2 protein-coding genes and 1 pseudogene are annotated in these 3,171 nt (G+C 34.4%); all 3 read left to right on the forward strand.

Features of this window, described 5'->3' with window-relative positions:
• Positions 1-900, forward strand: a 900-nt coding sequence (cls, locus tag CI949_RS19085; protein WP_290769348.1) for a cardiolipin synthase, incomplete at its 5' end; no start/stop codon positions are given.
• Between the two features lie 148 nt (positions 901-1,048).
• On the forward strand, positions 1,049-1,819 hold the full coding sequence (locus tag CI949_RS19090; protein WP_089716890.1) for a DUF368 domain-containing protein: 771 nt from the start codon (positions 1,049-1,051) through the stop codon (positions 1,817-1,819).
• Between the two features lie 77 nt (positions 1,820-1,896).
• A pseudogene (locus CI949_RS19095) lies at positions 1,897-3,171 on the forward strand (PD-(D/E)XK nuclease family protein); the annotation flags it as partial.

Consider the following 3,171-nt stretch of genomic DNA (forward strand, 5'->3'; position numbering starts at 1 on the left):
ATCTATGACCGGATGGGCTGCAGAAATCTTTCCCGTTATTCAATTTATAAGCTGGAAGATGCAGGGGGAAAGGCGGTTCCTTTTGCGCCATTTGTACTTGATATGAACTATCGCAACCACCGTAAAAATGTGGTTGTTGATGGTAAAATTGGTTATCTTGGTGGCATAAATATTGGCTGTGAATATCTGGGCCAGTCTTCAAGGTTTGGTGACTGGCGGGATACTCATTTGCGCCTAAAGGGAGAAAGTGTAGACAGCCTTCAGTACCGCTTTCTTTTAGACTGGAACTTTGCCGCTGGAAGTGACCTTTTACGGCAGCAAAAATATTTTCCTCCGAAAAAGTTTAAAGGTGATTCCCCTGTCCAGATTGTGAGCAGTGGGCCTGATTCCAAAGATGCAGAGATTAAATCTTTATTTTTAAAGATGATTTATGGAGCAGAAAAGTCGGTAAATATTCAGACTCCTTATTTTATACCTGACCAGTCTATACTAGAAGCTTTAAAACTTATGGCTCGTTCGGGAGTAGATGTTAAAATTATGATTCCGGATCGGGGAGACCAGCCCTTTGTTTATGCAGCCAATAATTCTTTTGTGGGAGAGATTTTAGATGCTGGTGCCCGCTGCTACCGCTATACTAAAGGTTTTCTCCACAGTAAGACAATCTGTATTGATAGCCGGGTGCTTTCAATCGGCACCACCAATATGGATGTGCGCAGCTTTAAACTTAATTTTGAAATTAATGCTTTTATTTATGACAAAGAAAGATCAGAATATCATGATCGTATTTTTGCTAAAGACATAGAAAACTCTGAAGAAATAACAAAGAGGGTCTATCAAAAAAGGGGATGGAAAATGAAGGTGGAAGAGTCTGTTTCCAGATTATTATCTCCCATACTTTAAATGACTAAACTATAATTTCTAAGTACCCGCTACCTATTGGGTACTTTTTTTATTTCAAGGCAGGTAAAGACACCAATTATCTTGAATAATATTAAATAGAGAAAGAATTTCACCTTATATAAAAATAGAACTTGAAAGGAAGATTTATTTGCCAAGAAATAACTCTTATTTAGCCTTATTTTTTAAATCAATTCCGGTTGGTCTGGCCAATACTCTACCTGGTGTCAGTGGAGGAACGCTGGCCCTGGTTTTAAATATTTATGAAACATTAATTAACGCAATTAAAGAAATTAAAATAAAAAAACTTTTTGTAATAGGACTTGGAGCGGCAGTGGGAGTTTTGTTTGGCTCTGCTGTGATAACCGATCTTTATCAAAATCAGCCTCTGCTTGTTAATTATTTTCTCTTTGGTCTGGTAATTACTTCAGCCCACTCAACTTACAAAAAAATTGGTCATCTGAGCTTTTTCAAGCTTTTAGTAATGGTTTTAGCTTTTGCTCTGGCATTATTTTTTGCCAGGGAGATTCAATTTGGTTTTTTAAATGCTAAAGGCTTTATGTTATTTTTTATAGCTGGTTTTTTTGGCAGTGTAGCAATGATACTGCCTGGGATTAGTGGAGGTACACTTTTGATTTTAATGGGAGTTTATCATCCTGTTTTAAATGCCATCAATAATCTAGACTTTTTAATTTTAATAGTTTTTGGAGCCGGAGTTGCAGCCGGACTTTTGGTTTTTGCCTGGCTTTTTTCTTATCTGCTGCAGAAACATCAAAAAGAAATCATGGTAGTTTTAACAGGCCTAATTCTCGGTTCATCAGCAGCAGTATTCCCAACTCAGTTTAATATCAGTGGATTGGCTGCTTTTGCAGCTGGAGCAGTTTTAATTATTATTTTAGAAATTATTGGTCAAAACACTTAAAAAATGGACTAAATAATTGGGATTTTAAGACTGCAGCTGATTATAATGAATTAAAACTAAAATTAAGGATGAGAAATATGGAACAGGAAAATAATTTAAACTTCAAATATTATAATTACAAGCAGGATTTATTTAAAGAAATAATTTCTCAGCAGCCGGCTGTTTATATTTTTGATAATTATAATGATCTAAAAGAGGCTCTAAAACATTATCAGCCGAAGCCCCTGAGTCAGCAGAGTCAGTTTTTTAGTATCAAAGAATTTAAGGAGAGACTTTTCAGCAGTGATCAAATTCTGCTGAAAGAGGAAAAACTGCCGCTGATATTGTATTCTGTTTTAAATGCTGAAGAGAAAAAAGAGCTGAGGCTCGATAGTTATCAGGATATTTATCAATTTTCAGCCCGGTTTTTTGGTTATTTTAAGCTGCTTCAGGATTACCAGCTGTCTGAAATTAAAGGATTAGCAGACTGGCAGCAGCATAGAGTTAATAGACTGCTGAGTATTAAAAAGAGATACCAGCAGCGTTTAAAGGAGTTGGGTTATACTGATCAGCTGGCTTTAAAAGAGAATAAAAATTTAAATCTGCAGTTTTTAAAAGAATTTAAGCAAATAAATTTATTCAATATAGTTGATTTTACTCCCTATTTTAAAAAAACACTGCAGCAGATGAGTTCTGAATTTGAAATAAATCTCCATCTGCAGCTTAAAAAAGAAGATTTTAATGAAAAAAAATTAGAAATTGAGTCTCTGACGTTACCAGAAAAAACAACTAAAATTGAGATTAGAAAAGCAAAGTCAAAACTTAAAAGTCTGGCAGCTTTTTTAGAAGAAAAAGAAAGCTTTAAGACTGAACTGCAGCTGATAGATGCTGCTGATGAAGTGGAGTCGGCTGAGATATTAAGTGATCAGTTAAAGATTAATCCTTATCAGAGTCTAAAGGAAACAGAAATTTATCAATTATTGAATTCAATTTATAACCTTTACCAAAAAGGGAAAAAATCTTCTAAAATCTTAATTGAGTTAAAGGAGCTTTATAATTTATCCACTCAATCTTTATTTAAAAAGTGGCTTGAAATCACAGTTGAAGACTTACAAAAGATTGAAGATCTACTGCGCAATGACTATTATTATCTTGATTATAATTTAATTGTGTCTGAACTTCCTGTTTTAAAGCCGCTTTATGAGCTTCTTGAAAATATAAGAAAGATTAAAACTATTTCGGAACTGATAGAACTGATTACTGAAATTTCCGATTTTGCTCTGGAAGCTGAGGCTAAGGAAACAGCAGAAAAATTTAATGATAGTCTGCTGGAGTTAAAGAGTATTGAAGAAATGGGGGTAGTTAAAAGCTGG

The sequence above is a fragment of the Halanaerobium sp. genome (genome assembly GCF_003070835.1).